The following is a 22911-nucleotide window of genomic DNA, read 5'->3' on the forward strand; positions in this document are numbered from 1 at the left end:
ATCCTCGAAATGCGCGGGATCACCAAGACGTTTCCGGGGGTGAAAGCCCTCAGCAACGTCAACCTCGCCGTGCGCGCGGGGGAGATCCACGCGGTGGTCGGCGAGAACGGCGCGGGCAAGTCGACGCTCATGAAAGTGCTGAGCGGCGTCTACCCGTGCGACTCGTACACCGGCGAGATCCATTTCGAGGGCGAGCTTCGCCGCTTCAAGGGCATCGCCGACAGCGAGAAGCTCGGGATCATCATCATCCACCAGGAGCTCGCGCTGGTGCCGCTGCTGTCGATTGCCGAGAACATCTTCCTCGGCAACGAGATTGCGAACGGCGGCGTGATCGACTGGTTCGCCGCCTACGCGAAGACGCGAGAGCTGCTTGCCAAGGTGGGCCTCAAGGAGCTGCCCACCACGCTCGTGACCGACCTCGGAGTCGGCAAGCAGCAGCTGGTGGAAATCGCCAAGGCGCTGGCCAAGGAGGTCAAGCTCCTGATCCTCGACGAGCCGACCGCGAGCCTGAACGAGAACGACAGCGATGCGTTGCTGATGCTGCTGCTGGAGCTCAAGCGCCAGGGCATCGCGTCGATCCTCATCTCGCACAAGCTCAACGAGATTTCCAAGGTGGCCGATTCGGTCACCGTGCTGCGCGACGGCGCGACGGTCGAGACCATGGACTGCCGTGGCCAGCCGATCAGCGAGGACCGCATCATCCGCGGCATGGTGGGGCGCGACATGGCGCACCGCTACCCGCAGCGCCACCCGAAGATCGGCGAGACCGTGTTCGAGGTGCGCGACTGGCGCGTGCACCATGCGCTGCACGCCGACCGCGAACAGATCAAGGGCGTGAACCTGAACGTGCGCAAGGGCGAGATCGTCGGCATCGCGGGCCTCATGGGCGCGGGGCGCACCGAGCTCGCCATGAGCGTCTTCGGCAAGTCCTACGGCCAGCGCATCAGCGGCTCCGTGCTCATGCACGGCAAGCCGGTGGACGTGGGCACGGTGCGCAAGGCCATCGACCACGGCATCGCCTACGTCACCGAGGACCGCAAGGGCCTGGGGCTGGTGCTGGAGGAAGACATCCGCAAGAACATCAGCCTGGCCAACCTCGACGCGATCGCCGATTCGTCGGTGATCGACAACGGGCGCGAATTCAAGGTGGCCAACGAGTACCGCAAGGCACTCAACATCCGCTGCTCGGGCATCGAGCAGCTGGTGGTCAATCTGTCGGGAGGCAACCAGCAGAAGGTGGTGTTGAGCAAGTGGCTCTTCACCAAGCCGGAACTGCTGATCCTCGACGAGCCCACGCGCGGTATCGACGTGGGCGCCAAGTACGAGATCTACACCATCATCGACCAGCTTGCGAGCGAGGGCAAAGGCATTCTCATGATTTCTTCGGAACTGCCGGAATTGCTCGGCATGTGCGACCGCATCTACGTAATGAACGAGGGGCGCTTCGTCGCCGAATTTCCGGTGGCCGAGGCTTCGCAGGAACGCATCATGCATGCCATCGTGAGCTCGGGGAGTTCGATCCATGTCGCAGCCTGAAGTCAACGCGGTGAAGGCCGCCGTTCCCGCCTCCGAGGCGCCGAAGCTGCATGTCGGCTTCCTGAAGAACAACCTGCGCGAATACGGCATGCTGATCTCGCTGGTCGCGATCATGGTGCTGTTCCAGGTGCTGACCGACGGCACGCTGCTGCGGCCGCTGAACCTCACCAACCTGCTGCTGCAGAACAGCTACGTGGTCATCATGGCGCTGGGCATGCTGCTGGTGATCGTGGCGGGGCACATCGACCTGTCGGTGGGCTCGGTCTGCGGCTTCATCGGCGCGCTCGCAGCGGTGCTGATGGTCGAGTACGAATGGCACTTCGTGCCGACGGCGATCGTGAGCATCCTCGCGGGCGCGGTCATCGGCGCCGCGCAGGGCTGGTTCGTCGCGTTCCGCAAGATCCCGTCGTTCATCGTCACGCTGGCGGGCATGCTGGTGTTCAAGGGGCTCACGCTGGCGCTGCTGGCGGGGCAGTCGGTGGGGCCGTTCCCGGTGGAATTCCAGCGGCTCAGCTCGGGCTTCATTCCCGATCCGATGGGCGGCGACGCATTGCGCACCACCTCGCTGGTCGTGGGCGCGCTGGCCGCCGCGGCGCTGGTGTTCTTCAAGCTGCGCGGGCGCGCCAAGCTGGCGGCGCACGGCATGGAGCAGGAGCCCTACGCCTTCTTCCTCGTGAAGAACCTGTTCTTCGCGGCCATCATCCTGTTCTTCAGCTACCTGCTGTCGACCTACAAGGGCCTGCCCAACGTGCTCATCGTGATGGCGGTGCTGATCGTGGTGTACGACTTCGTCACCAACCGCACCACCCTCGGCCGGCGCATCTATGCACTGGGCGGCAACGAGAAGGCGGCGCGGCTGTCGGGCGTGAAGACGCAGCGGCTCGCCTTCCTCACCTTCGTGAACATGGGCGCGCTCGCCGCGTTGGCGGGTCTTGTGTTCGCGGCGCGGCTCAACACCGCGACGCCGAAGGCCGGCCTGGGCTTCGAGCTCGACGTGATCGCGGCCTGCTTCATCGGCGGCGCATCGGCCTCGGGCGGCGTGGGCCGCGTGATGGGCGCGGTGATCGGCGCCTTCATCATGGGCGTGATGAACAACGGCATGTCGATCCTGGGCATCGGCATCGACTACCAGCAGGTCATCAAGGGCCTGGTGCTGCTGGCCGCGGTGTTCATCGACGTCTACAACAAGAACAAGTAGCCGCACATGACAGACGGCAGCCTCAGCCCCGTGCTCGAGCTTCGGGGCATCCACAAGCAGTTCGGCAGCATCCAGGTACTGCGCGACGTGCGGCTCAACCTGTACCCGGGCGAGATCCATGCGCTCATGGGGCAGAACGGGGCGGGCAAGTCGACGCTGATCAAGGTGCTGACGGGCGTGCTGCCGTCGAGCGGCGGCGAGATGTTCCTCGACGGCCAGCCGATCCATCCGCACTCGCCGCTCGACGCGCAGAAGCTGGGCATCAGCACGGTCTACCAGGAGGTGAACCTGTGCCCGAACCTGTCGGTGGCGGAGAACGTGTTCGCGGGGCGCTATCCGCGTTGCGGCGCGGCGCAGGGCTTTCGCATCGACTGGGCCGCGGTGAACCGCCGCGCCGAAGAGCTGCTGGGGCGCATCGGGCTCGACATCGACGTGACGCGGCTGCTGTCGAGCTACTCGGTGGCGGTGCAGCAGATGGTGGCGATTGCGCGTGCGCTGGGCGTGTCGTCGAAGGTGCTGATCCTCGACGAGCCGACATCGAGCCTGGACGACGACGAGGTGGAAAAGCTGTTCGAGGTGCTGCGGCGCCTGCGCGGCGAAGGGCTGGCCATCGTCTTCGTGACGCACTTTTTCAACCAGATGTATGCGGTGTCGGACCGCATCACGGTGCTGCGCAACGGCAGCTGGATCGGCGAGTGGCGTGCCGCAGACCTGGGACCGCAGGCGTTGATCGCAGCGATGCTCGGGCGTGAGCTGGCGGCGCAGTCGGCGCGGCCTGCTGCCTTGCCTTCGTTCGACGAGGCCGCACCCGCATTGCTGCAGACCGAAGGATTGGGCCAGGCGGGCCAGCTGCAGGCGACGGATTTGCGCGTGCGTGCCGGCGAAGTGGTCGGCATCGCGGGCCTGCTCGGCGCGGGCCGCACGGAACTCGCGCGGCTGCTGTTCGGGCTGGAGTTGCCGGACCGCGGCGTGCTCAAGGTCGATGGCCGCACCATGAGCTTCTCGAACCCGGCCGATGCCATTCGCGAAGGCCTTGCGCTGTGTCCCGAAGAACGCAAGACCGATGGCATCATCGCCGAGCTGTCGGTGCGCGAGAACATCGCGCTTGCCTTGCAGGCGCGCCTGGGCACGCGGCGCTTCCTGTCGCATGCCGAGCAGACCGAGATGGCCGAGCGCTTCGTGAAGTCGCTCGGCATCAAGACCGCGAGCGTCGAGACGCCCATCGGGCTGCTGTCGGGCGGCAACCAGCAGAAGGCCATGATCGCGCGCTGGCTCGCGACCGAGCCGCGCCTGCTGATCCTCGACGAGCCCACGCGTGGCATCGACGTGGCGGCCAAGCAGGAAATCATGGAAGAGATCCTGCGGCTTGCGAAGGCGGGCATGGCGGTGATTTTCATCTCGTCGGAAATGAGCGAGGTGGTGCGCGTGGCGCACCGCATCGTGGTGCTGCGGGATCGGAAGAAGGTGGGCGAGCTGCCGGGCGGTTCGACCGAGGACGAGGTCTACGAAATGATTGCAGCCGCATGACGCACCTTCCGTATTTCTCCCTCCCCCTCTGGGGGAGGGCAGGGGTGGGGGCAGACGGCCTCCAACACCGCGCGGCGGCAAAGGCCGCTTGCCCCCATCCCCGCCTTCCCCCAAAGGGGGAAGGAGCAAGGCAGACGCCATGAACCGCCTTTCATCTCTCATGAGCCACCGCCTCGCGTGGCCTCTCGTCACGCTGCTCCTGCTGCTCGCGGTGAACATCGCCTTCAACACCAGCTTCCTGCATCTTGAATGGCGCGAAGGCCATCTCTACGGCAGCCTGATCGACATCCTGAACCGCGCGGCGCCTCTGGTGCTCGTGTCGCTGGGCATGACGCTCGTGATCGCCACGCGCGGCATCGACATCTCGGTGGGCGCGGTGGTGGCCATCGCGGCGGCGCTCGCGGCCTGGATGATCGGCGGCTCGGTAGCCAACGACGTGAGCCGGTTCCCGATGCCGCTCGCCATCCTCGCGGCCATCGGCATCGCATTGCTGTGCGGGCTGTGGAACGGGCTGCTGGTCGCCAAGGTCGGCATGCAGCCGATCATCGCGACGCTGATCCTCATGGTGGCGGGGCGCGGCATCGCGCAGCTCATCGCCGACGGGCAGATCATCACGATCTACTACAAGCCCTTCTTCTTCCTCGGCAGCGGCTACCTGCTCGGGCTGCCGTTCTCGCTGTTCATCGTGGCGGCGGTGTTCGTGCTGCTGTACCTGGCGATCACGCGCACGGCGCTGGGCCTGTTCATCCAGGCAGTGGGGATCAACCCGACGGCGGCGCGCGTAGCGGGCGTGCAGGCGCGGCGGCTGATCGTCGGTGCGTATGCGTTCTGCGGTGCCTGCGCGGGTGTGGCGGGTTTGCTCATCAGCTCCAACGTGAAGAGCGCGGACGGCAACAACGCGGGGCAGCTCATCGAACTCGACGCGATCCTGGCGGTGACGCTGGGCGGCACGGCACTCACCGGCGGGCGCTTCAGCCTCGTGGGCAGCGTGATCGGCGCGCTGATCATCCAGACACTGACCTATGCGATCTATTCGCTGGGGGTGCCGCCGGAGATCAACCTTGTCGTGAAGGCGGGCGTGGTGTTTGCCGTGATGCTGCTGCAGTCGCCGGAGTTCAGGTCGCAAGTGCGCACGCTGGTGCAGCGGCCGGTGCATGAAGAGGGGCGGGCATGAGCGCGGTGATCGATACAAGACCCTCACCCCAGCCCTCTCCCGCAAGCGGGAGAGGGGGCAAGAGGGGAGGGCTCAATCCGAAGTACCTGCCATTGGCGGCGACGATTTCGTTGTTCGTTCTCGTGGCAACGTTGGGGTCTGTTTTCTACGACGGCTTTTTCTCGGCGCAGGTGTTCCTCAACCTGCTGATCGACAACGCCTTCCTGATCGTCGTGGCCGTGGGCATGACCTTCGTGATCCTCTCGGGCGGCATCGATTTGTCGGTGGGCTCGGTGATCGCGCTGACCACCATGGTCTCGGCCTCGTTGGTCGAGAAGCACGGCTGGAGCCCCGGCATCGTGATTCCGCTGGTGCTGGTGATGGGCACGGCTTTCGGTGCGTTCATGGGCCTGCTCATCGAGCGCTTCCGGTTGCAGCCTTTCATCGTCACGCTGGCCGGCATGTTCCTGGCGCGGGGGCTGTGCTACCTGATCAGCATCGACTCGATCAGCATCACCAACGAGTTCTACTCGGAGGTCTCGCAGATCCGAATTCCGATCTGGGGCGAGGCCTCGGTGTCGATCAGCGCGGTGATCGCCGTCGTGGTGCTGCTGGCTGCGATCTTCATCGCGCACTGCACGCCCTTTGGCCGCGCGGTGTACGCCATCGGCGGCAGCGAGAACTCGGCGATGCTGATGGGCCTGCCGGTGCGCCGCACGCTGGTCGGCGTGTACACGCTCTCGGGCTTCTGCTCGGCACTGGCGGGCGTGATCTTCACCTTCTACATGCTCTCGGGCTACGGGCTGCATGCCATCGGGCTGGAGCTCGACGCCATCGCGGCGGTGGTGATCGGCGGCACGCTGCTCACGGGCGGCGTGGGCTACGTGGCGGGCACGCTGTTCGGCGTGCTGATGCTCGGGATCATCCAGACCCTCATTTCATTCGACGGCACGCTGAGTTCGTGGTGGACCCGCATCGTGGTCGGCGCGCTGCTGTTCGTTTTCTGTTTGTTGCAACGCTTTTTCACCTCGCGCGCTCCGCGCCGCTGACTCAATGACAAAAAAACTGCGCTCGACCGAATGGTTCGGCTCCGCCGACAAGAACGGCTTCATGTACCGCAGCTGGATGAAGAACCAGGGCATCCCGGACCATGAGTTCGATGGCCGCCCGATCATCGGCATCTGCAACACCTGGTCGGAACTCACGCCGTGCAACGCGCACTTCCGCAAGATCGCCGAGCACGTGAAGCGCGGCATCTCGGAGGCGGGCGGCTTTCCGGTGGAGTTCCCGGTGTTCTCCAACGGCGAGTCGAACCTGCGCCCGACTGCGATGCTCACGCGCAACCTCGCGAGCATGGACGTCGAAGAAGCCATCCGCGGCAACCCGGTCGATGCGGTGGTGCTGCTCACGGGCTGCGACAAGACCACGCCCGCGCTGCTGATGGGCGCGGCGAGCTGCGACATCCCGGCCATCGTGGTCACTGGCGGGCCGATGCTCAACGGCAAGCTCGAAGGCAAGAACATCGGTTCTGGCACGGCCGTGTGGCAGCTGCATGAATCGCTGAAGGCGGGCGAGATCAACCTGCACCAGTTCCTCTCGGCCGAGGGCGGCATGTCGCGCTCGGCGGGCACCTGCAACACGATGGGCACGGCCTCGACGATGGCCTGCATGGCCGAGGCGCTCGGCACCTCGCTGCCGCACAACGCGGCCATTCCGGCGGTCGATGCGCGGCGCTACGTGCTCGCGCAGATGTCGGGCATGCGCGCGGTGGAGATGGCCAAGGAGGGGCTCACGCTGTCGAAGATCCTCACGCGCGAAGCCTTCGAGAACGCGATCCGCGTGAATGCGGCCATCGGCGGATCGACCAATGCAGTGATCCACCTGAAGGCGATCGCGGGGCGCATCGGCGTCGAGCTGGAGCTGGAGGACTGGACGCGCATCGGCAGCAACACGCCGACCATCGTCGACCTCATGCCTTCGGGGCGCTTTCTGATGGAGGAGTTCTATTACGCCGGCGGCCTGCCCGCCGTGCTGCGCCGGCTCGGCGAGAACGGGCTGCTGCCGCACCCCGGCGCGCTCACCGTCAACGGCCAGTCGATCTGGGACAACGTGCGCGATGCGCCCAGCCTCGACGACGAGGTGATCCGCCCGCTCGACAAGCCGCTGATCGCCGATGGCGGCATCCGCATCCTGCGCGGCAACCTGTCGCCGCGCGGCGCGGTGCTCAAGCCCTCGGCCGCATCGCCGGAGCTGCTGAAGCACCGTGGGCGCGCCGTGGTGTTCGAGAACCTGGAGCACTACAAGGCACGCATCGTCGATGAAGACCTCGACATCGACGCAAGCTGCGTGATGGTGCTGAAGAACTGCGGTCCCAAGGGCTACCCCGGCATGGCCGAGGTCGGCAACATGGGCCTGCCGCCGAAGCTGCTGCGCCAGGGCGTGAAGGACATGGTGCGCATCTCCGACGCGCGCATGAGTGGCACGGCGTACGGCACGGTGGTGCTGCATGTCGCGCCCGAAGCGGCCGACGGCGGGCCGCTCGCGGCGGTGCGCGACGGCGACTGGATCGAGCTCGACTGCGATGCGGGGCGATTGCACCTGGACATCAGCGACGAGGAGCTGGCGGCGCGCCTCGCGTCGCTGTCTTCTTCGGATGCACAACCGATGAGCACGCGCGGCGGCGGCTACCAGAAGCTCTACGTCAACCACGTGCTACAGGCCGACGAAGGCTGCGACTTCGACTTCCTCGTCGGCTGCCGCGGCTCGGCCGTGCCGCGCCATTCGCATTGAACCCACGCTAGCAACGAAACATCATGACCCCCAGATACCGCGGCATCTTCCCGGTGGTGCCCACCACCTTCACCGAACAGGGCGAACTCGACCTGGAGAGCCAGAAGCGCTGCGTCGATTTCATGATCGACGCGGGCTCGGACGGCCTGTGCATCCTTGCCAATTTCTCGGAGCAGTTCGTGCTGTCCGACGAGGAGCGCGAGGTGCTCACGCGCACCATGCTCGAACACGTGAAGGGCCGCGTGCCGGTCATCGTGACCACCACGCACTACAGCACCAAGGTGTGCGCCGAGCGCAGCCGCCGCGCGCAGGACATGGGCGCGGCCATGCTGATGGTGATGCCGCCTTATCACGGCGCGACCTTCCGCGTGCCGGAGCCGCAGATCTTCGAGTTCTACGCGCGCCTGTCCGATGCGGTGGACATCCCGATCATGATCCAGGATGCGCCGGCCAGCGGCACGGTGCTGTCGGCGCCGTTCCTCGCGCGCATGGCGAAGGAGATCGAGCAGGTCGCGTATTTCAAGATCGAGACGGCCGGTGCGGCCGCCAAGCTGCGCGAGCTGATCCGCCTGGGCGGCGACGCCATCGAAGGCCCGTGGGACGGCGAGGAGGCCATCACGCTGATGCCCGACCTCGATGCCGGCGCGACCGGCTCGATGACCGGCGGCGGCTATCCGGACGGCATTCGCCCGATCATCGAAGCGCACCGTTCGGGCGATCGCGACAAGGCCTTCGCGCTGTATCAGCAGTGGCTGCCGCTCATCAACTACGAGAACCGGCAGGCGGGCCTCCTGGCCTGCAAGTCGCTCATGAAAGAGGGCGGCGTGATCGCTTGCGAGGCGCCGCGGCATCCGCTGCCCGCGATGCACCCTGCGACGCGCGATGGCCTGATCGAGACGGCGAAGCGGCTTGATCCGCTGGTGCTGCGCTGGGGGAGATAGCCGGTTCGCCGTCCTCGACGAAGTAGGGCGCGAGGATCTCGGTCAGCCAGTTCATCACGGCGAGCACGCGCGGCGCGAGGTGGCGCCGGTTGACGTACACCAGCGACACCGGCATCGCGCGGGCGGTGAACGCCGGCATCACCTGCACGAGCGAGCCGGCCGCAAAGCACGGCAGGAGGCCGCCGATCGGCGCCTGGATCAGCCCGAGGCCCGCGACCGCCGCGGCGTTGTAGGCGTCGGTGCCGTTCACCGTGACGATGGAGCGCATCGGCTGCATCCGGTAGCGGCCCTGGGCCGCGTCGAAGTATTCCCAACCCGCGTCGTTCGGCGAGAGGGTCTGTGCGAAGTGCACGATGCGGTGCTGCGCGAGGTCGGCAAGCGTCTGCGGCGTGCCGTGCGCCTGCAGGTAGGCCGGGCTCGCGGCATTGGCCATCCGCATGAAACCGAGCGGCCGCGCGACGAGTTCGGAATCGCCCAGCACGCCCACGCGCAGCACGCAGTCGAAGCCCTCGTTCACGAGGTCGACGCGGCGGTCGGTCGTGCTGATGCCGATCTCCAGCGCAGGATGTCGCGCGAGGAATTCGGGCAGCCGCGGAATGACGAGGTCGCGCGCCACGGTGGCCGGCAGGTCGATGCGCAGGCGCCCTGTGAGGCCGCCGATGTTCGAGCGGAACATGGTGGCCAGCTGCTCGCCTTCGGCCAGGTAGTCCTTGCAGCGGTCGAGGAAGCGCGCGCCGTCTTCCGTGAGGCGCACGCTGCGCGTCGTGCGCTGCAGGAGCCGCGTGCCCAGGCGCTCTTCCAGCTGTTGCACGGCCACCGAGACGCGCGCGCGGGTCAGGCCGAGTTGGTCCGCGGCCCGGCTGAAGCTCGCGAGTTCGGCCACCTTCGAGAAGATGCGCAGTTCGTCGGTGATCATGGCGGCTGATTGTTTTCTTTTTGGATAACAGTGTGCGTAGTTTGGCGGAATTTATCTTTCTGCCGGTAATTTTTAAAGTCCATCCATCGATTTACCGATGAACCAGCAAGGACTTTGAAATGACTGCTTCCAACACCTCTCATCCCTCCCGCATCGCACTTATCACCGGCGGCAGCCGGGGCCTCGGCCGCAGTGCCGCGCTGGCGCTCGCCGCCGATGGCGTCGACGTGATCCTGACCTATGTGTCGAACGAAGCCAGCGCGCAGGCGGTGGTGTCGGAGATCGAGGCGAAGGGGCGCCGTGCCGTCGCGCTCCGGCTCGACGTCGGCGACAGCACGGCCTTCGCCGCGTTCGCGGATTCGGTGAAGGCGGCGCACGCGGCCACCTGGCAGCGCGAGCGCTTCGACTTCCTGGTGAACAACGCGGGCGTGGGCCTGCACGCGAACTTCGAGGACACGACCGAAGCGCAGTTCGACATGCTCTACAACGTGCACTTCAAGGGCACGTACTTCCTCACGCAGAAGCTGCTGCCGCTGATCAAGGACGGCGGGCGCATCGTCAATGTGTCGTCGGGGTTGACCCGGTTCTCGATAGCCGGTGCATCCGCCTACGCCGCGATGAAGGGCGCCGTGGAGACGCTCACGCGCTATCTCGCCAAGGAACTCGGCGCGCGCGGCATCGCGGCGAACACGATCGCACCGGGTGCGATCGAGACCGACTTCAGCGGGGGCATGGTGCGCGACAACGCGCAGGTGAACGCGATGGTCGCGGGCTTCACGGCGCTCGGACGCGCGGGCCAGCCCGACGACATCGGCGGTGCGATCGCGGGCTTGCTCGGGGAGGGGAGTCGCTGGGTGAATGCCCAGCGCATCGAGGTGTCGGGCGGGATGATGGTCTGAACACGCGGGGAGTGCCCCGCGGACTTCAGCTTTTCTCGAGTTCGGTCACTTGCAGCGACAGGTCGAACAGCTTGGACTTGCTGGCGTAGTAGCGGTCGAGCCGCCATTCCTTCAGGATGTTCATCGCGAGCTCGAAGCTCTTGTAGTCGAGGTTGTAGAGCGTGACCAGTTCGAAGCTGCGTTCGGACTCGAGAGCCAACACGAGCTGGGCCAGGATCTTGGCCGATTCGTTGGCCGGGTCCGTTTCGATGAATCGGCGAGCGACCTTGATGGCATTCATGGGAAAGGATTCCTCGGTAGGCAGGGACCGAGAACTATAGCTAGCAGGCCTGCGCCTTTTATGACAGTACTGTGACAGTAAGGGCATCGCCAGCCGCCGGCAGCGCCTGGCGATGCTTCTTCAGCGAAGACGCTCAGCGCAGTGGCGCGGGCATCGGCCGGGGCATGGGCATCGGCTCGGGCATCGGGGCCGGCCTTGGCATCGGCATCGGTTCCGGCGCCATGGCCGGTGCGGGCATCACGGTGGTGGTGACCGATTCGCGGATCACGCCCCCACCCATTACGCTGCCGTCGACGCTGGCCGTGCTGTTGCCGCTGCTGCCGAGCACGCGCGCCTCGCAGGCGCTGCGCTCGGCGGGCTGCTGCAGGCCGCAGCGGGCGAGTGCATTGGCGCGGTAATCGGGTGCGCTGGTCAGGCCCCCACGCGCAGCTTCCAGGCGCGCGGCGCCGGCTTCGCGGATGCAGGCGGCGCGGTCCTGCTGGTTGTGGCCGCACACCGCCAGTTCCTGCTGGTAGGTGCCGGAGGCTGCTGCGCCGCGCGGCGACGCGGCCGAGGCGATGCTGCCGGCTGCAAGCCGCCGGCGGCGAGCATGGTGAAGATGATTGAGCGAGTGGTGCTTTTCATAGATGGCTCCTTGAAGCGAGCTTGAAAACCTTGGAAATGTTGGAAGCGCCCGAGGAGGGCGGGTTCCTTCAGCGTGCCGGCATGGTCTGCGGCGGCAGCGGCGTCACGGTTTCGCGGATCACGCCGCCGCCCATCACGCTGCCCTCGGTGGTGGTGCGTGCGCCGCCCTCGATGCGGGCTTCGCAGTCGGGTTGCTCGGCGGCCGGCAGTTCGCCGCAGCGGGCGAGGGCGTTGACCTGCCCCCGGGCCGGGCTCGGACTGGTGAGGCCGCCGCGGCTGGCTTCCTGACGGGCCGCGCCGGCTTCGCGCAGGCAGGCGGCGCGGTCCTGCTGTACACCGTCGCAGGTGGCGCGTTCCTTCTGAATGCGGGCGTCCGACCCCGGCGCCTGCGCGCCGGCGGTCTGTGCGCCGAAGGCCATGAAGCCGCCGGCGGCGAGGCATGCCGCGGCGGACAGGATGGAACGAACTGCTGTTGTCATGCGGGCTCCTTGGTGAAAGGAAAGCACGCCCTCCCTGTGGTGAGGTGCGTGACAGGAGCCTCAGTCTGGCGTGGCCGGGGGGCGCGAGTCTGTGGGACAGCCGCGCCCGCCGACCGGGCCGGACGCGCCCCTGCATGTGGGACGTGTCCGGCAAGCGTTGCTCGCCCCCAGGCTGCGCGCACTTCGTGTCGCGCGCGCCTTCCCCCTACCGGGGGCAACACCAGCGGCCCGGCAAAGCCGGTTCCGCGGTGTTCCTGCCTAGGACAGGTATCAGCCCGCTGCGATGCGCTGTGCCAGGTGAGCGAGCGCTTCCTCAACCTGGTCGACCAGGATCAGGGACAGGTCGCCCGGCTGCAGGCGGGCCAGCGCGGCGTCGATCGCGACGAACTCGCCGCGGATCTCGTCGATCTGGCGGGTGCGGGCCGCGCCCTGCAGGCCCTGGCGCAGCAGCGCCATCACTTCGCCGTCGGCGCGGCCGCGCTGTGCAGCATCCTGATAGAGGATCACGTCGTCGAAGGCTTCGCCGAGGATGGCGGTCTGGTCGCGGATGTCCGAATCGCGCCGGTCGCCCGCGCCGCTGATCACCACCGAGCGCTTCTTCGCCGGCATCGTGTCCACCGCCGACACCAGTGCGCGCATGGCGTCGGTGTTGTGGCCGTAATCGGCGATCACGGTGGCGCCGCGGTAGTCCATGACGTTGAAGCGCCCAGGCACGCCGGCCGCGTCGTTCATGAAGCTCGCGAGGCCGCTGCGGATGGTGTCCCAGTCGAGGCCCACGGCCCACGCGGCCGCCACGGCAGCCATCACGTTGTCGACCTGGAAGCCGATGGTGCCGCCGCGCGTGATGGGCACGTCGCGCAGCGCGATGCGTTCGCGCCACGAGCCTTCGGCCGCGACCAGCGTGTCCTGGTCGACGTACACGGTGCGCTTGCCCTGCGCGCGGTGCGTGGCCATCACCGGGTGCATGCGGTCGGCGGTGAAGAAGATCACGTGGCCGGGGCAGCCGGCCGCCATGGCGGCGACGTTCACGTCGGCCGCGTTGAGCACCGCGTAGCCGTCGGCGGCCACGTTGCGCACGATCACGCGCTTCAACACCGCGAGATCTTCGACGGTGGTGATGTAGTTCAGGCCCAGGTGGTCGCCGCTGCCGATGTTGGTGACCACGGCCACCTGGCAGCGGTCGAAGCCGAGGCCTTCGCGCAGCACGCCGCCGCGGGCCACTTCGAACACGGCCGCGTCGACATCGGGATGCATCAGCACGTTGCGCGCGCTCTTCGGGCCGCTGCAGTCGCCGCTGTCGGTCTGGCGGCCGTCGACGTACACGCCGTCGGTGTTGGTCATGCCGGTGCGCAGGCCGCTCGATGCGAGCAGGTGGTTGATGAGGCGCGCCGTGGTGGTCTTGCCGTTGGTGCCGGTGACGGCGACCACGGGAATGCGGCCGTCGTCGCCGTGGGCGTACAGGGTGTCCATCACCGCTTCGCCAACCGCGCGGCCGCGGCCGAACGAGGGCGAGATGTGCATGCGCAGGCCGGGCGCGGCGTTCACCTCGACCACGCCGCCATGCTGCTCCTCGAGCGGGCGCAGCACGTTCTCGCAGACCATGTCGACGCCGCAGATGTGCAGCCCGACCATCTGCGCCGCATCGACCGCGCGCGCCGCCACTTCGGGGTGCACGGTGTCGGTCACGTCGGTGGCGGTGCCGCCGGTCGACAGGTTCGCGTTGTTGCGCAGCACCACGCGCTGGCCGCGCGCGGGCACGCTGTCGGGCGTGAGGCCCTGGGCCTCCAGCCGGCCGATGGCGATGTCGTCCAGGCGGATCTTGGTGAGCGAAGTGGCATGGCCCTCGCCGCGGCGCGGGTCGAGGTTCACGGTGTCGATCAGCTGGCGCACCGTGGCGCTGCCATCGCCGATCACCTGCGGCGGGTCGCGCCGCGCGGCGGCCACGAGGCGGTCGCCCACCACCAGCAGGCGGAAGTCGAAGCCGGGCAGGAATTTCTCGACCATCACCTCGCCGTAGACGGCGGCCGAGTCGTAGGCCGCGAACAGTTCTTCGCGCGAGTTGATGTTGACCGTGACGCCCTTGCCCTGGTTGCCGTCCTGCGGCTTCACCACGACCGGCAGGCCGATCTCGTTGGCAGCAGCCCAGCCGTCTTCGGCACTGGTCACGGGGCGGCCCAGCGGCACCGGCACGCCGGCGGCGTTGAGCAGCTGCTTGGTCAGTTCCTTGTCCTGCGCGATCGATTCGGCCACGCCGCTGGTGCTGTCGACTTCAGCGGCTTGAATGCGGCGCTGCTTCGAGCCCCAGCCGAACTGCACGAGGCTGCCGCTGGTCAGCCGGCGGTACGGAATGCCGCGCGCCACGGCGGCATCGACGATGGAGCCGGTGCTCGGGCCCAGGCGCTCGGACTCGTCGAGGTCGCGCAGCTCGGTGATGGCGGCGTTGGCGTCGAAGGCAGTGTCGGCCAGGGCGGCCTCGATCAGCTGCTCGGCCAACTCGATCGCACGGCGGCCGACGGCTTCTTCGCTGTACTGGAACACGACCTGGTAGACGCCTTCTTCCACCGTGGGCGAGGTGTGGCCGAAGTTGACCGCGCAGCCGGCCTGCGCCTGCAACGCGACGGCGGCGTTCTCGAGCACATGGGCCAGCGCCAGCGGTTGACCCAGCACCATCGGGTGCAGTTCGCCGATGGTCGGGAAGCGTGCGCGCAGGCGGGCTTCGAAGCCGGCCAGCTTGCTGATGGCGTTCTCGTCGCCCTGGCAGGCAACCACCGCTTCGATGGCGGTGTGGCGGCTCCAGAGATTGGGCCCACGGAGGGCTCGGATGCGGGTGACTCTCATGCGAATTGTGATTGGGGGTGTTGCGACGAGAGCGGCTGGGTCTGCGACAGCTGCAGCGAGGCGAGCGCCGCCTGCAGGTCGGCCTCGAAGGCCTCCACGCCGGCGCCGATCAGATTCAGCGGAATTCCCATCGCCCAGGCGGCGGCCACGGCGGCCAGCAGGCTTTCGAGGCTCACGCCGGCATGGGTGGCGCGCCACACGGTGAGCCGGCCGAGGCCGGGCAGGAACGATTCGCCGCTGCCGTTGGCCAGCACCACGCGGTCCTGCCGCACCAGCACGGCCTTGCCGCCGGCGCTCTGATGCGCCGTGAGTTCGGTGGCCTGCGGGTCGGCCGAATAGAGGATGACGGCGCCGTCGCACAGCGGCGCGAGGCCGGCCACGCGCGGGTCGCCCGCATTCAGCACGGCCGTGCCTTCGGACAGCACCACGTCGACCTGCGTGCGCAGCACCTTGACCATCTGGTCGCTCTCGGTGATGTCGTAGTCGGCCAGGGCTTCGAAGCCATCGAGGTCGGTGACGATGCCGACTTCGCAGCGGTCGTAGGGGAGACCGTCGCGCAGGATGGTTTCGGCACCGTTCTCGATCACCACGGCCTGCACGGCGCGGTTCACGAGCAGGCGGTGGCCGGCGTCCCAGTTGGCGCTGTCGCGCGCATCGACGCGACGGCCTGTTCGAGGAACAGGCCGTCGCGGCAGGCGAGGCCGGTCTGGCGCCCGCCCAGGCCGATCAGCCAGGCCACGAGGCGCGCCAGCACGGCGGTGTCGCGCGAGCCGGCCACGCCGACCACGGGAATGCGCCCGGGCGCGTCGTTGGGAAACAGGTGGTCGCAGATGGCGCGGCCCACCGGGCGCGGCGAACCGACGGCCGGCTTCAGGTGCATCAGCAGGCCGGGGCCTGCATTGACTTCGACGATCGCGCCGCGCTGCGGGCCCAGCGGCTTGGAAATGTCCTGCGCCACGAGGTCGATGCCCGCGATGTCGAGGCCCACCACGCGCGCGGCCAGCACGGCGGCGTGCGCGACTTCGGGGTGGACCTGGTCGGTGCAGTCGTTGGCCATGTTGCCGTTGCGCTGGATCGTCACCACACGGCCGGCGGCCGGCACGGCGTTGGCGTCCAGCTCCTGGCGCTTGAGCTCGAGCTGCAGCTTGGCGTCGCTGTCGATCACGATCACGTCGAGCGGAAACTCTTCCTCGGCGCCGCGGCGCGGGTCGCTGTTGAGCTGCTTGTCGATAAGGTCGCGCACGCTGCTCTGGCCATCGCCGGTGACGGTGATGATCTCGCCGCGCGCGGCGGCCACCACTTCGCCGCCCACCACCAGCAGACGGTGCTCGTGGCCGCGGATAAAGCGCTCGACCATCACGTCGCTGCCCTCGGGCTCGGCGACCGCGAAGGCGGCCATGACTTCTTCACGGGTGGTCAGTTCGAGCGACACGCCGCGTCCGTGGTTGGCGTCGGAAGGCTTCACGGCCACCGGCAGGCCGATGTCCTCGGCGGCTTCCCAGGCTTCTTCGGCGTTGGCGACCACCTGGCCTTCGGGCACCGGCACGCCGCAGCTCGCGAGCAGGGACTTGGTCAGCTCCTTGTCGCTGGCGATCGATTCGCCGATGGCGCTGGTGTAGTCGGTCTCGGCGGTCCAGATGCGCTGCTGGTTGGCGCCGTAGCCCAGCTGCACGAGGTTGCCGCTGTTCAGGCGCATGTGCGGAATGCCGCGATCGGTGGCGGCGGCCACGATGGCGGCGGTGCTCGGGCCGAGGTAGCAGTCTTCCACCTTGGCCTTGACCGCGTCGACGGCCTTCTGCACGTCGGCGGCGCTGAACGGATCGTTGTTGATGGCCGCCATCAGCAGGCGGTGGCCCTCGGCCAGCGCCACCCGGGCGACCTGCTCGTCACGGGCGCGGAACACCATGCGGTAGACGCCGTGCTCGGAGGTGCTGCGGGTCTGGCCGAAGCCCGTCGGCATGCCGGCGAGGTTCAGCAGTTCGATGACGACGTGCTCCAGCACGTGGCCCGACCACGTGCCCTCGGTCAGGCGCTGGATGAAGCCGCCCCGCTCGCCGACGCCGCAGTGGTGCTCGATGAGCGCCGGCAGCAGGCCGGTCAGGCGGTCGGTGAAGCCGTCGATCTTGTTGGAGGGGAAGTCTTCCAGCTGGCCCAGGTCGAGCCAGACTTCGAGTACCGGACGGTAGGTCCAGAGGTTCGGACCGCGCAAATAGTTGATGCGCAGCAGGCGGATGTCGTCGAAACGGGTCATGCAAACGTTCGAAGTGCTTTGGCCGAGCACCACGGCGCCTTCAGGCGCGCCCATGGCAATCGGTCAGAATCGGCGCCCGACCAAGGGCGCCATGACGCGGTCCATGCGGCCCGCGACGGGCAAGAGTCAGAGAAACACAATGCAACATCACGATCCAGTCGGCACCCGGGAGGGCGAAACAGAGGCGGCTTCAGACGCGCTGAAAAACCGGCTCGCAGTCGCGGAAAACGTTCTGGTAATACTGTCGGTTGACCTCGACGACCAACTTCGCTTCGCTTGCGGCCTAGTCGCGCTGACTGACCAGAGGCTGATCGCCCTCGAACCGGGCGGCGAATGGCGTGAGTGGCCGCTAACCGATGCGACCCTGGAATTGCGCCTGTCCGACCACTCGGGCGTGGGAACCCTCGATTTGACGGGGCCTTCGGGCCGTTTGGCCCGCTGGCGCTACACCCTGGCCGGACAGGTCGCGGCGCTGCGCCTGCTCAAGTTGTTCGGCCAGCGAACGGCTGGTGTCGCCAAGGAGACACCGAAGGTCATCGAAGTTGCCGACGGCGAAGAGGGCGCCCCCGACGCCGAACTCCAGACCCCGCCATCGACCTGGGTGCTGCTGCGCCTGGGCCGTTTCGCCGGCCCGTACCGCAAGCAGCTGATTCTGGGATTCGTACTCACCCTGATCTCCACCGCCGCCACGCTGGTGCCGCCGTACCTGACCATCCCGTTGATGGACGACATCCTGATCCCGTTCCAGAACGGGCAGAAGATCGACTCCATGCGCGTGGGCCTCTACCTCGGCGGCCTGCTGATCGCGGCGCTGGTCGGCTGGGGGCTGGGATGGGCGCGCACCTACCTGCTCGCGCTGGTGTCCGAGCGCATCGGCGCCGACCTGCGCACCACCACCTACGAGCACCTGCTGACCCTGCCGCTCGATTATTTCGGCGGCAAGCGCACCGGCGACCTGATGGCGCGCATCGGCTCCGAAACCGACCGCATCAACGTTTTCCTGTCGCTGCACGCGCTCGATTTCGCGAACGACGTGCTGATGATCGTCATGACGGCGGCCATCCTGATCTCCATCAATCCGCTGCTGGCCGTGGTCACGCTGGTGCCGCTGCCCTTCATCGCCTGGATGATCCACGTCGTGCGCGACCGCTTGCGCACCGGCTTCGAGAAGATCGACCGCGTCTGGTCCGAGGTGACCAACGTGCTGGCCGACACCATCCCCGGCATTCGCGTGGTGAAAGCCTTTGCGCAGGAGCGCCGCGAGGCCGAGCGCTTCCGCGTCGCCAACGCCTACAACCTGCAGGTCAACGACAAGCTCAACCGCACGTGGTCGCTGTTCACGCCGACCGTGTCGCTGCTGACCGAAATCGGCCTGCTCGTGGTGTGGGCCTTCGGTATCTGGCAGGTGGCGCGCGGCAGCATCACGGTGGGTGTGCTCACCGCCTTCATCGCCTACATCGGCCGCTTCTACACGCGGCTCGACTCGATGAGCCGCATCGTCTCGGTCACGCAGAAGGCCGCGGCGGGCGCCAAGCGCATCTTCGACATCCTCGACCACGTGAGCAACGTGCCCGAGCCCGCCAACCCCGTGAAGGTGGAGCGCGTGCAGGGCCGCATCGAGATGAGCGGCCTGGGCTTTCGCTACGGCTCGCGCGCCGTGATCCACGACCTCGACCTGACCATCGAGCCCGGCGAGATGATCGGCCTCGTGGGCCACAGCGGCTCGGGCAAGAGCACGCTGGTCAACCTCATTTGCCGCTTCTACGACGTGACCGACGGCGCCATCAAGGTCGACGGCACCGACATCCGCCGCTTCGCCGTGGCCGACTACCGCCGCCACGTCGGGCTGGTGCTGCAGGAACCCTTCCTGTTCTTCGGCACCATCGCGCAGAACATCGCCTACGGCAAGCCCGACGCCACGCGCGAAGAGGTGGTTGCCGCGGCCCGCGCGGCCCATGCGCACGACTTCATCCTGCGGCTGCCGCACGGCTACGACTCGCTCGTGGGCGAGCGCGGACAGGGGCTGTCGGGCGGCGAGCGCCAGCGCATCAGCATTGCGCGCGCGCTGCTGATCGATCCGCGCATCCTGATCCTCGACGAGGCCACCTCGGCCGTGGACACCGAGACCGAGAAGGAAATCCAGAAGGCTCTGGACAACCTCGTGCAGGGCCGCACCACCATCGCCATCGCGCACCGGCTGTCGACATTGCGCAAGGCCGACCGGCTCGTGGTCATGGACCGCGGCGAAGTGGTCGAGGTCGGGCCGCACGACGCCTTGATGGCGAAGCAGGGCGCCTATTGGCGGCTCTACCAGGCGCAACTGCGCCAGGGCGACGACGATGCGAGCGAAGGCGCCGCCGACGAGCGCGCCGCTGCGCAAGCCCCCTGGCCATCAGCCACGCAGCACATCCGGCGGGCGACGCATGACCGAACTCAACACCCCATCTTTCGAACTCGAACGCGACGCCTTCGGCCGCCTCGTGCTGACCGACGCGCAGGGCGAGCGCCATGTGGGCGTCACGCCCGTGCGGGCCTTTCCGCTGAGTGCGCCGGGCCATGGCGTGTCGCTGGTCGGCAGCGAAGGCCGCGAGCTGGTCTGGATCGACAGCGTCGAGCAACTGCCGGCGCAGGCCAGGGGGCTGCTCGAGGAAGAACTCGCGGTGCGCGACTTCGCGCCCACGCTGCTGCGCCTGCACGGCGTGTCCAGCTTCGGCGTGCCCAGCACCTGGACCATCAGCACCGACCGCGGCGACACCAGCTTCGTGCTCAAGGCCGAGGAAGACATCCGCCGGCTCGAAGGCGGCGCGCTGCTCATTGCGAGCGCGCACGGCGTGCAGTTCCGCATTCCCGACGTGAAGACGCTCGACCGCGCGTCGCGCAAGCTGCTCGAGCGTTTTCTCTAGAAGAAGCAGAAGGCGGCCCCGACCGGGCGGGGCCTTGCACGGCCTGCGAAAATCGCGGCTTTGCACTACAGCGGCCTCGCCGTTGACGGATATGCCCCTGCACACCACAGCCCTCGTTCTGTTCTCCGGCGGCCAGGACTCGGCCACCTGCCTCGCCGATGCGCTCTCGAAGTACCAGCGCGTCGAAACCCTGGGCTTCGACTACGGGCAGCGCCACCGCGTCGAGCTCGACGTGCGCGGCACCGTCCTCGCGAAGATGCGCGAGCGTTTCCCCGACTGGGCGCCCCGCCTCGGCGAAGACCACGTGCTCACGCTCGCGGCGCTGGCGCAGCTCGGCGGCTCCTCGCTGACCGAAGAGGTCGCCTTCGCCATGCAGGCCGACGGCCTGCCCAACACCTTCGTGCCCGGGCGCAACCTGCTGTTCCTCACGCTGGCTGGCGCGCTGGCGTACCGGCGCGGGCTGCAGGTGATCGTCACCGGGGTCTGCGAGACCGACTTCTCGGGCTACCCCGACTGCCGCGACGACACCATGAAGGCGATGCAGCTCGCGCTCTCGCTCGGGCTGGAGCGCCGCCTCGTCATCGAGACGCCGCTCATGTGGATCGACAAGGCCGAGACCTGGGCCATGGCCCATCGCCTGGGCGGCGAGCCGCTGGTGGAGCTGATCGTGGAAGAGACGCACACCTGCTACCTGGGCGATCGCGTGCACCGCCAGGCCTGGGGCTACGGGTGTGGCGAATGCCCCGCCTGCGAGCTGCGCAAGAAGGGCTGGGAACGCTACGTGGCGACGGCGCTGCCGGCCGGCGCTGGTACCACCTCCACGCGGTAGCGCGCGGCGGCACCTTCGCCTTCGGGCACCAATGTCCAGCGCTGGCTGTGGAACTCGCCCACCGCGGCCCGATGGGCGACCGAGACCATCGCGCCGCCCCGCGCGCGCACCATCTCCGAGAGCCGCTGGTACAGCGTGCGTTCGGCCGGCGCGTCCAGCGCGCTGCTGATCTCGTCGGCAAAGATCCAGCGGGGTTTCTTCAGCATCACGCGCGCGATGGCCAGCCGCTGCTGCTCGCCGCCCGAAAGCTTCTGGCTCCATGCATCGCTGTCGTCCAGGCGATCGGCGAATTCGGGCAAGAGGGCATCCTTCAATGCCTGGCGCAACTGTTCGTCGGTGTATTTCGCAGCATCTTCCGGATAGGCCAGCGCAACGCGCAACGGGCCGTCGGGCATGTAGGGCCGCTGCGGCACGAACATCGCGTCCGATGGCACCTGCACGCGTCCGCGCGCGAACGGCCAGATGCCGGCAAAGGCCCGGAACAGGGTCGACTTGCCGCTGCCCGAGGGGCCTTGCACCAGCACGCTGTCGCCAGCCTTTGCCGAGAGCGCCGCGTTCGCCAGCAGCGGCGTGCCGTTCGGCAGGTTCAGCGTGAGGCCGTCGGTGTGAAGCGAAGGCGCGTCGCTGCGCTCGAGCGCGTTCTCTTGCGCAGCATGCTCGCGGATCGCGTCGTCGAAGCTCGTGAGACGGTCGGTCGTGGCGCGCCACACCGCCACGCTGTCGTAGTTGTCGACGAACCAGCTCAGCGAATCCTGCACCTTGCCGAAGGCCGACGAGATCTGCATCAGCTGGCCCAGCTGGATCGCGCCGCTGAAGAAGCGCGGAGCCGCCACCACGAACGGGAAGATCACCGCCGCCTGGCCGAAGAATGCGGTGAAGGTCACCAGGTTCTTCTGCTGCTTGATGAGCTGCAGGTAGTTGCGCAGCACGGCGCCGAAGCGCAGATCGAGCTGGCCATGCTCCACCGTCTCCCCGCGGTCCAGCGCGATGGCCTCGCTGTACTCGCGCACGCGCACGAGGTGATGGCGGAAGTCCGCCTCGAAGCGCTGCTGGCGGAAGTTCAACCCGATCAGCGGCCGTCCGATGAAGTGCGTGATGACCGTGCCCACCACGCAGTAGATCACCGCCAGCCAGACCATCGCGCCCGCGATCTGGTAGCTGGTGCCGCCCACCGAGAACGCCGTCGTGCCCGAGAGTCCCCAGAGGATGCCGACGAAGCTGATGAGCGTGACCACGGCGTTCAGGAGACCCATCGACAGCGTCATGGTCGCGCTGGTGAACAACTGCATGTCTTCCTGGATGCGCTGGTCGGGGTTGTCCGGCGTCGCACCGTCCTTGCCTGCATAGCGCGCCAGTTCCATCTCGTAGAAGGTACGGTCCGCCATCCAGCGGCCCAGGTAGTTGCGCGTGATCCAGGCACGCCAGCGCAACTGCAGCAGTTGCGTCACATAGAACTTGAGCACCTGCAGCGCGATATTGAAGAAGGCCAGCACGACGAAGACACGGATCTCGCGCCAGAAGACCGCCGCGTCCTTGTTCTGGAGTCCGTCGTAGAAGCGCCCGTACCACTGGTTGAAGAGCACCAGCGCGTAGACATAGGCCAGATTGAGCGCCACGATGGCAGCGAACATGCCCCGTGCCCGCCATTTCTCTTCGGACCGGAAGTAGGGTGCCGCGAGCCTGAAGACGCGTCGCAGCACCTGGATGAACGAGCCCGCGCGAGCGGTGACTGATAGAGACATTCGGT

General features: G+C 67.6%; 15 protein-coding genes and 3 pseudogenes. 11 read left to right on the plus strand and 7 right to left on the minus strand.

Going from position 1 to position 22911, the window contains the following annotated elements:
* Positions 1-9: 9 nt before the first annotated feature.
* From mmsA to ACEOAB_RS04420, 7 genes are all read left to right on the plus strand, one after another.
* Positions 10-1536, plus strand: a complete 1527-nt coding sequence (gene mmsA / locus ACEOAB_RS04390; protein ID WP_042673160.1) for a multiple monosaccharide ABC transporter ATP-binding protein — start codon at positions 10-12, stop codon at positions 1534-1536.
* On the plus strand, positions 1523-2734 hold the full coding sequence (mmsB, locus tag ACEOAB_RS04395; protein WP_056597168.1) for a multiple monosaccharide ABC transporter permease: 1212 nt from the start codon (positions 1523-1525) through the stop codon (positions 2732-2734). The genes mmsA and mmsB overlap by 14 nt, the downstream gene beginning before the upstream one ends.
* Before the next feature lie 6 nt (positions 2735-2740).
* A complete protein-coding gene (locus tag ACEOAB_RS04400) occupies positions 2741-4261 on the plus strand; it encodes a sugar ABC transporter ATP-binding protein (protein WP_413748900.1) in 1521 nt (506 codons plus the stop codon).
* Between the two features lie 139 nt (positions 4262-4400).
* A complete protein-coding gene (locus ACEOAB_RS04405) occupies positions 4401-5435 on the plus strand; it encodes an ABC transporter permease (protein WP_413750491.1) in 1035 nt (344 codons plus the stop codon).
* Positions 5432-6463 (plus strand): galactofuranose ABC transporter, permease protein YjfF, encoded by a 1032-nt coding sequence (gene yjfF, locus ACEOAB_RS04410; protein ID WP_056597163.1) that lies wholly within the window; start codon positions 5432-5434, stop codon positions 6461-6463. The genes ACEOAB_RS04405 and yjfF overlap by 4 nt, the downstream gene beginning before the upstream one ends.
* A gap of 4 nt (positions 6464-6467) precedes the next feature.
* Positions 6468-8204: an IlvD/Edd family dehydratase gene (locus tag ACEOAB_RS04415; protein ID WP_056509212.1), complete on the plus strand. Its 1737-nt coding sequence runs from the start codon at positions 6468-6470 to the stop codon at positions 8202-8204.
* A 23-nt stretch (positions 8205-8227) separates the two neighbouring features.
* Positions 8228-9145, plus strand: coding sequence for a dihydrodipicolinate synthase family protein (locus ACEOAB_RS04420; RefSeq protein ID WP_413750492.1), 918 nt, complete (start codon positions 8228-8230; stop codon positions 9143-9145).
* A gap of 49 nt (positions 9146-9194) precedes the next feature.
* On the opposite strand, the pseudogene ACEOAB_RS04425 reads toward ACEOAB_RS04420, so the two are convergent.
* Positions 9195-10061: pseudogene (locus ACEOAB_RS04425) on the minus strand (LysR family transcriptional regulator); the annotation flags it as partial.
* 119 nt (positions 10062-10180) lie between these two features.
* Between ACEOAB_RS04425 and ACEOAB_RS04430 the strand changes: the two are divergent.
* On the plus strand, positions 10181-10960 hold the full coding sequence (locus ACEOAB_RS04430; protein ID WP_495653491.1) for an SDR family NAD(P)-dependent oxidoreductase: 780 nt from the start codon (positions 10181-10183) through the stop codon (positions 10958-10960).
* 25 nt (positions 10961-10985) lie between these two features.
* Here the strand turns inward: ACEOAB_RS04430 and ACEOAB_RS04435 are convergent, their stop codons facing one another.
* From ACEOAB_RS04435 to ACEOAB_RS04455, 5 genes and pseudogenes are all read right to left on the minus strand, one after another.
* Positions 10986-11240: a hypothetical protein gene (locus ACEOAB_RS04435; RefSeq protein ID WP_413750494.1), complete on the minus strand. Its 255-nt coding sequence runs from the start codon at positions 11238-11240 to the stop codon at positions 10986-10988.
* A 133-nt stretch (positions 11241-11373) separates the two neighbouring features.
* Entirely contained in the window at positions 11374-11736 is a 363-nt protein-coding gene (locus ACEOAB_RS04440) for a hypothetical protein (RefSeq protein WP_495653492.1), read from the minus strand.
* Between the two features lie 196 nt (positions 11737-11932).
* Positions 11933-12343 carry a hypothetical protein gene (locus tag ACEOAB_RS04445; RefSeq protein ID WP_495653493.1) on the minus strand — a complete coding sequence of 137 codons (411 nt, stop codon included), beginning with the start codon at positions 12341-12343 and terminating at the stop codon, positions 11933-11935.
* Between the two features lie 270 nt (positions 12344-12613).
* Entirely contained in the window at positions 12614-15181 is a 2568-nt protein-coding gene (cphA, locus tag ACEOAB_RS04450; RefSeq protein WP_413749141.1) for a cyanophycin synthetase, read from the minus strand.
* A pseudogene (locus ACEOAB_RS04455) lies at positions 15178-17432 on the minus strand (cyanophycin synthetase). The gene cphA and the pseudogene ACEOAB_RS04455 overlap by 4 nt, the downstream one beginning before the upstream one ends.
* A gap of 139 nt (positions 17433-17571) precedes the next feature.
* On the opposite strand from ACEOAB_RS04455, the pseudogene ACEOAB_RS04460 reads away from it, so the two are divergent.
* The 3 genes and pseudogenes from ACEOAB_RS04460 (at position 17572) to queC (ending at position 21164) form a co-directional block, all read left to right on the plus strand.
* Positions 17572-19859, plus strand: a pseudogene (locus ACEOAB_RS04460) (cyanophycin metabolism-associated ABC transporter).
* On the plus strand, positions 19856-20335 hold the full coding sequence (locus tag ACEOAB_RS04465) for a cyanophycin metabolism-associated DUF1854 family protein (protein WP_413749138.1): 480 nt from the start codon (positions 19856-19858) through the stop codon (positions 20333-20335). Before ACEOAB_RS04460 ends, ACEOAB_RS04465 begins: the two are co-directional and overlap by 4 nt.
* Before the next feature lie 91 nt (positions 20336-20426).
* A complete protein-coding gene (gene queC / locus ACEOAB_RS04470) occupies positions 20427-21164 on the plus strand; it encodes a 7-cyano-7-deazaguanine synthase QueC (protein WP_413749142.1) in 738 nt (245 codons plus the stop codon).
* On the opposite strand, the gene ACEOAB_RS04475 is transcribed toward queC, so the two are convergent.
* Positions 21113-22906, minus strand: coding sequence for an ABC transporter ATP-binding protein/permease (locus ACEOAB_RS04475; RefSeq protein WP_413749137.1), 1794 nt, complete (start codon positions 22904-22906; stop codon positions 21113-21115). The genes queC and ACEOAB_RS04475 overlap by 52 nt on opposite strands.
* Positions 22907-22911: the final 5 nt, after the last annotated feature.

Source organism: Variovorax sp. Varisp53, from assembly GCF_059491555.1.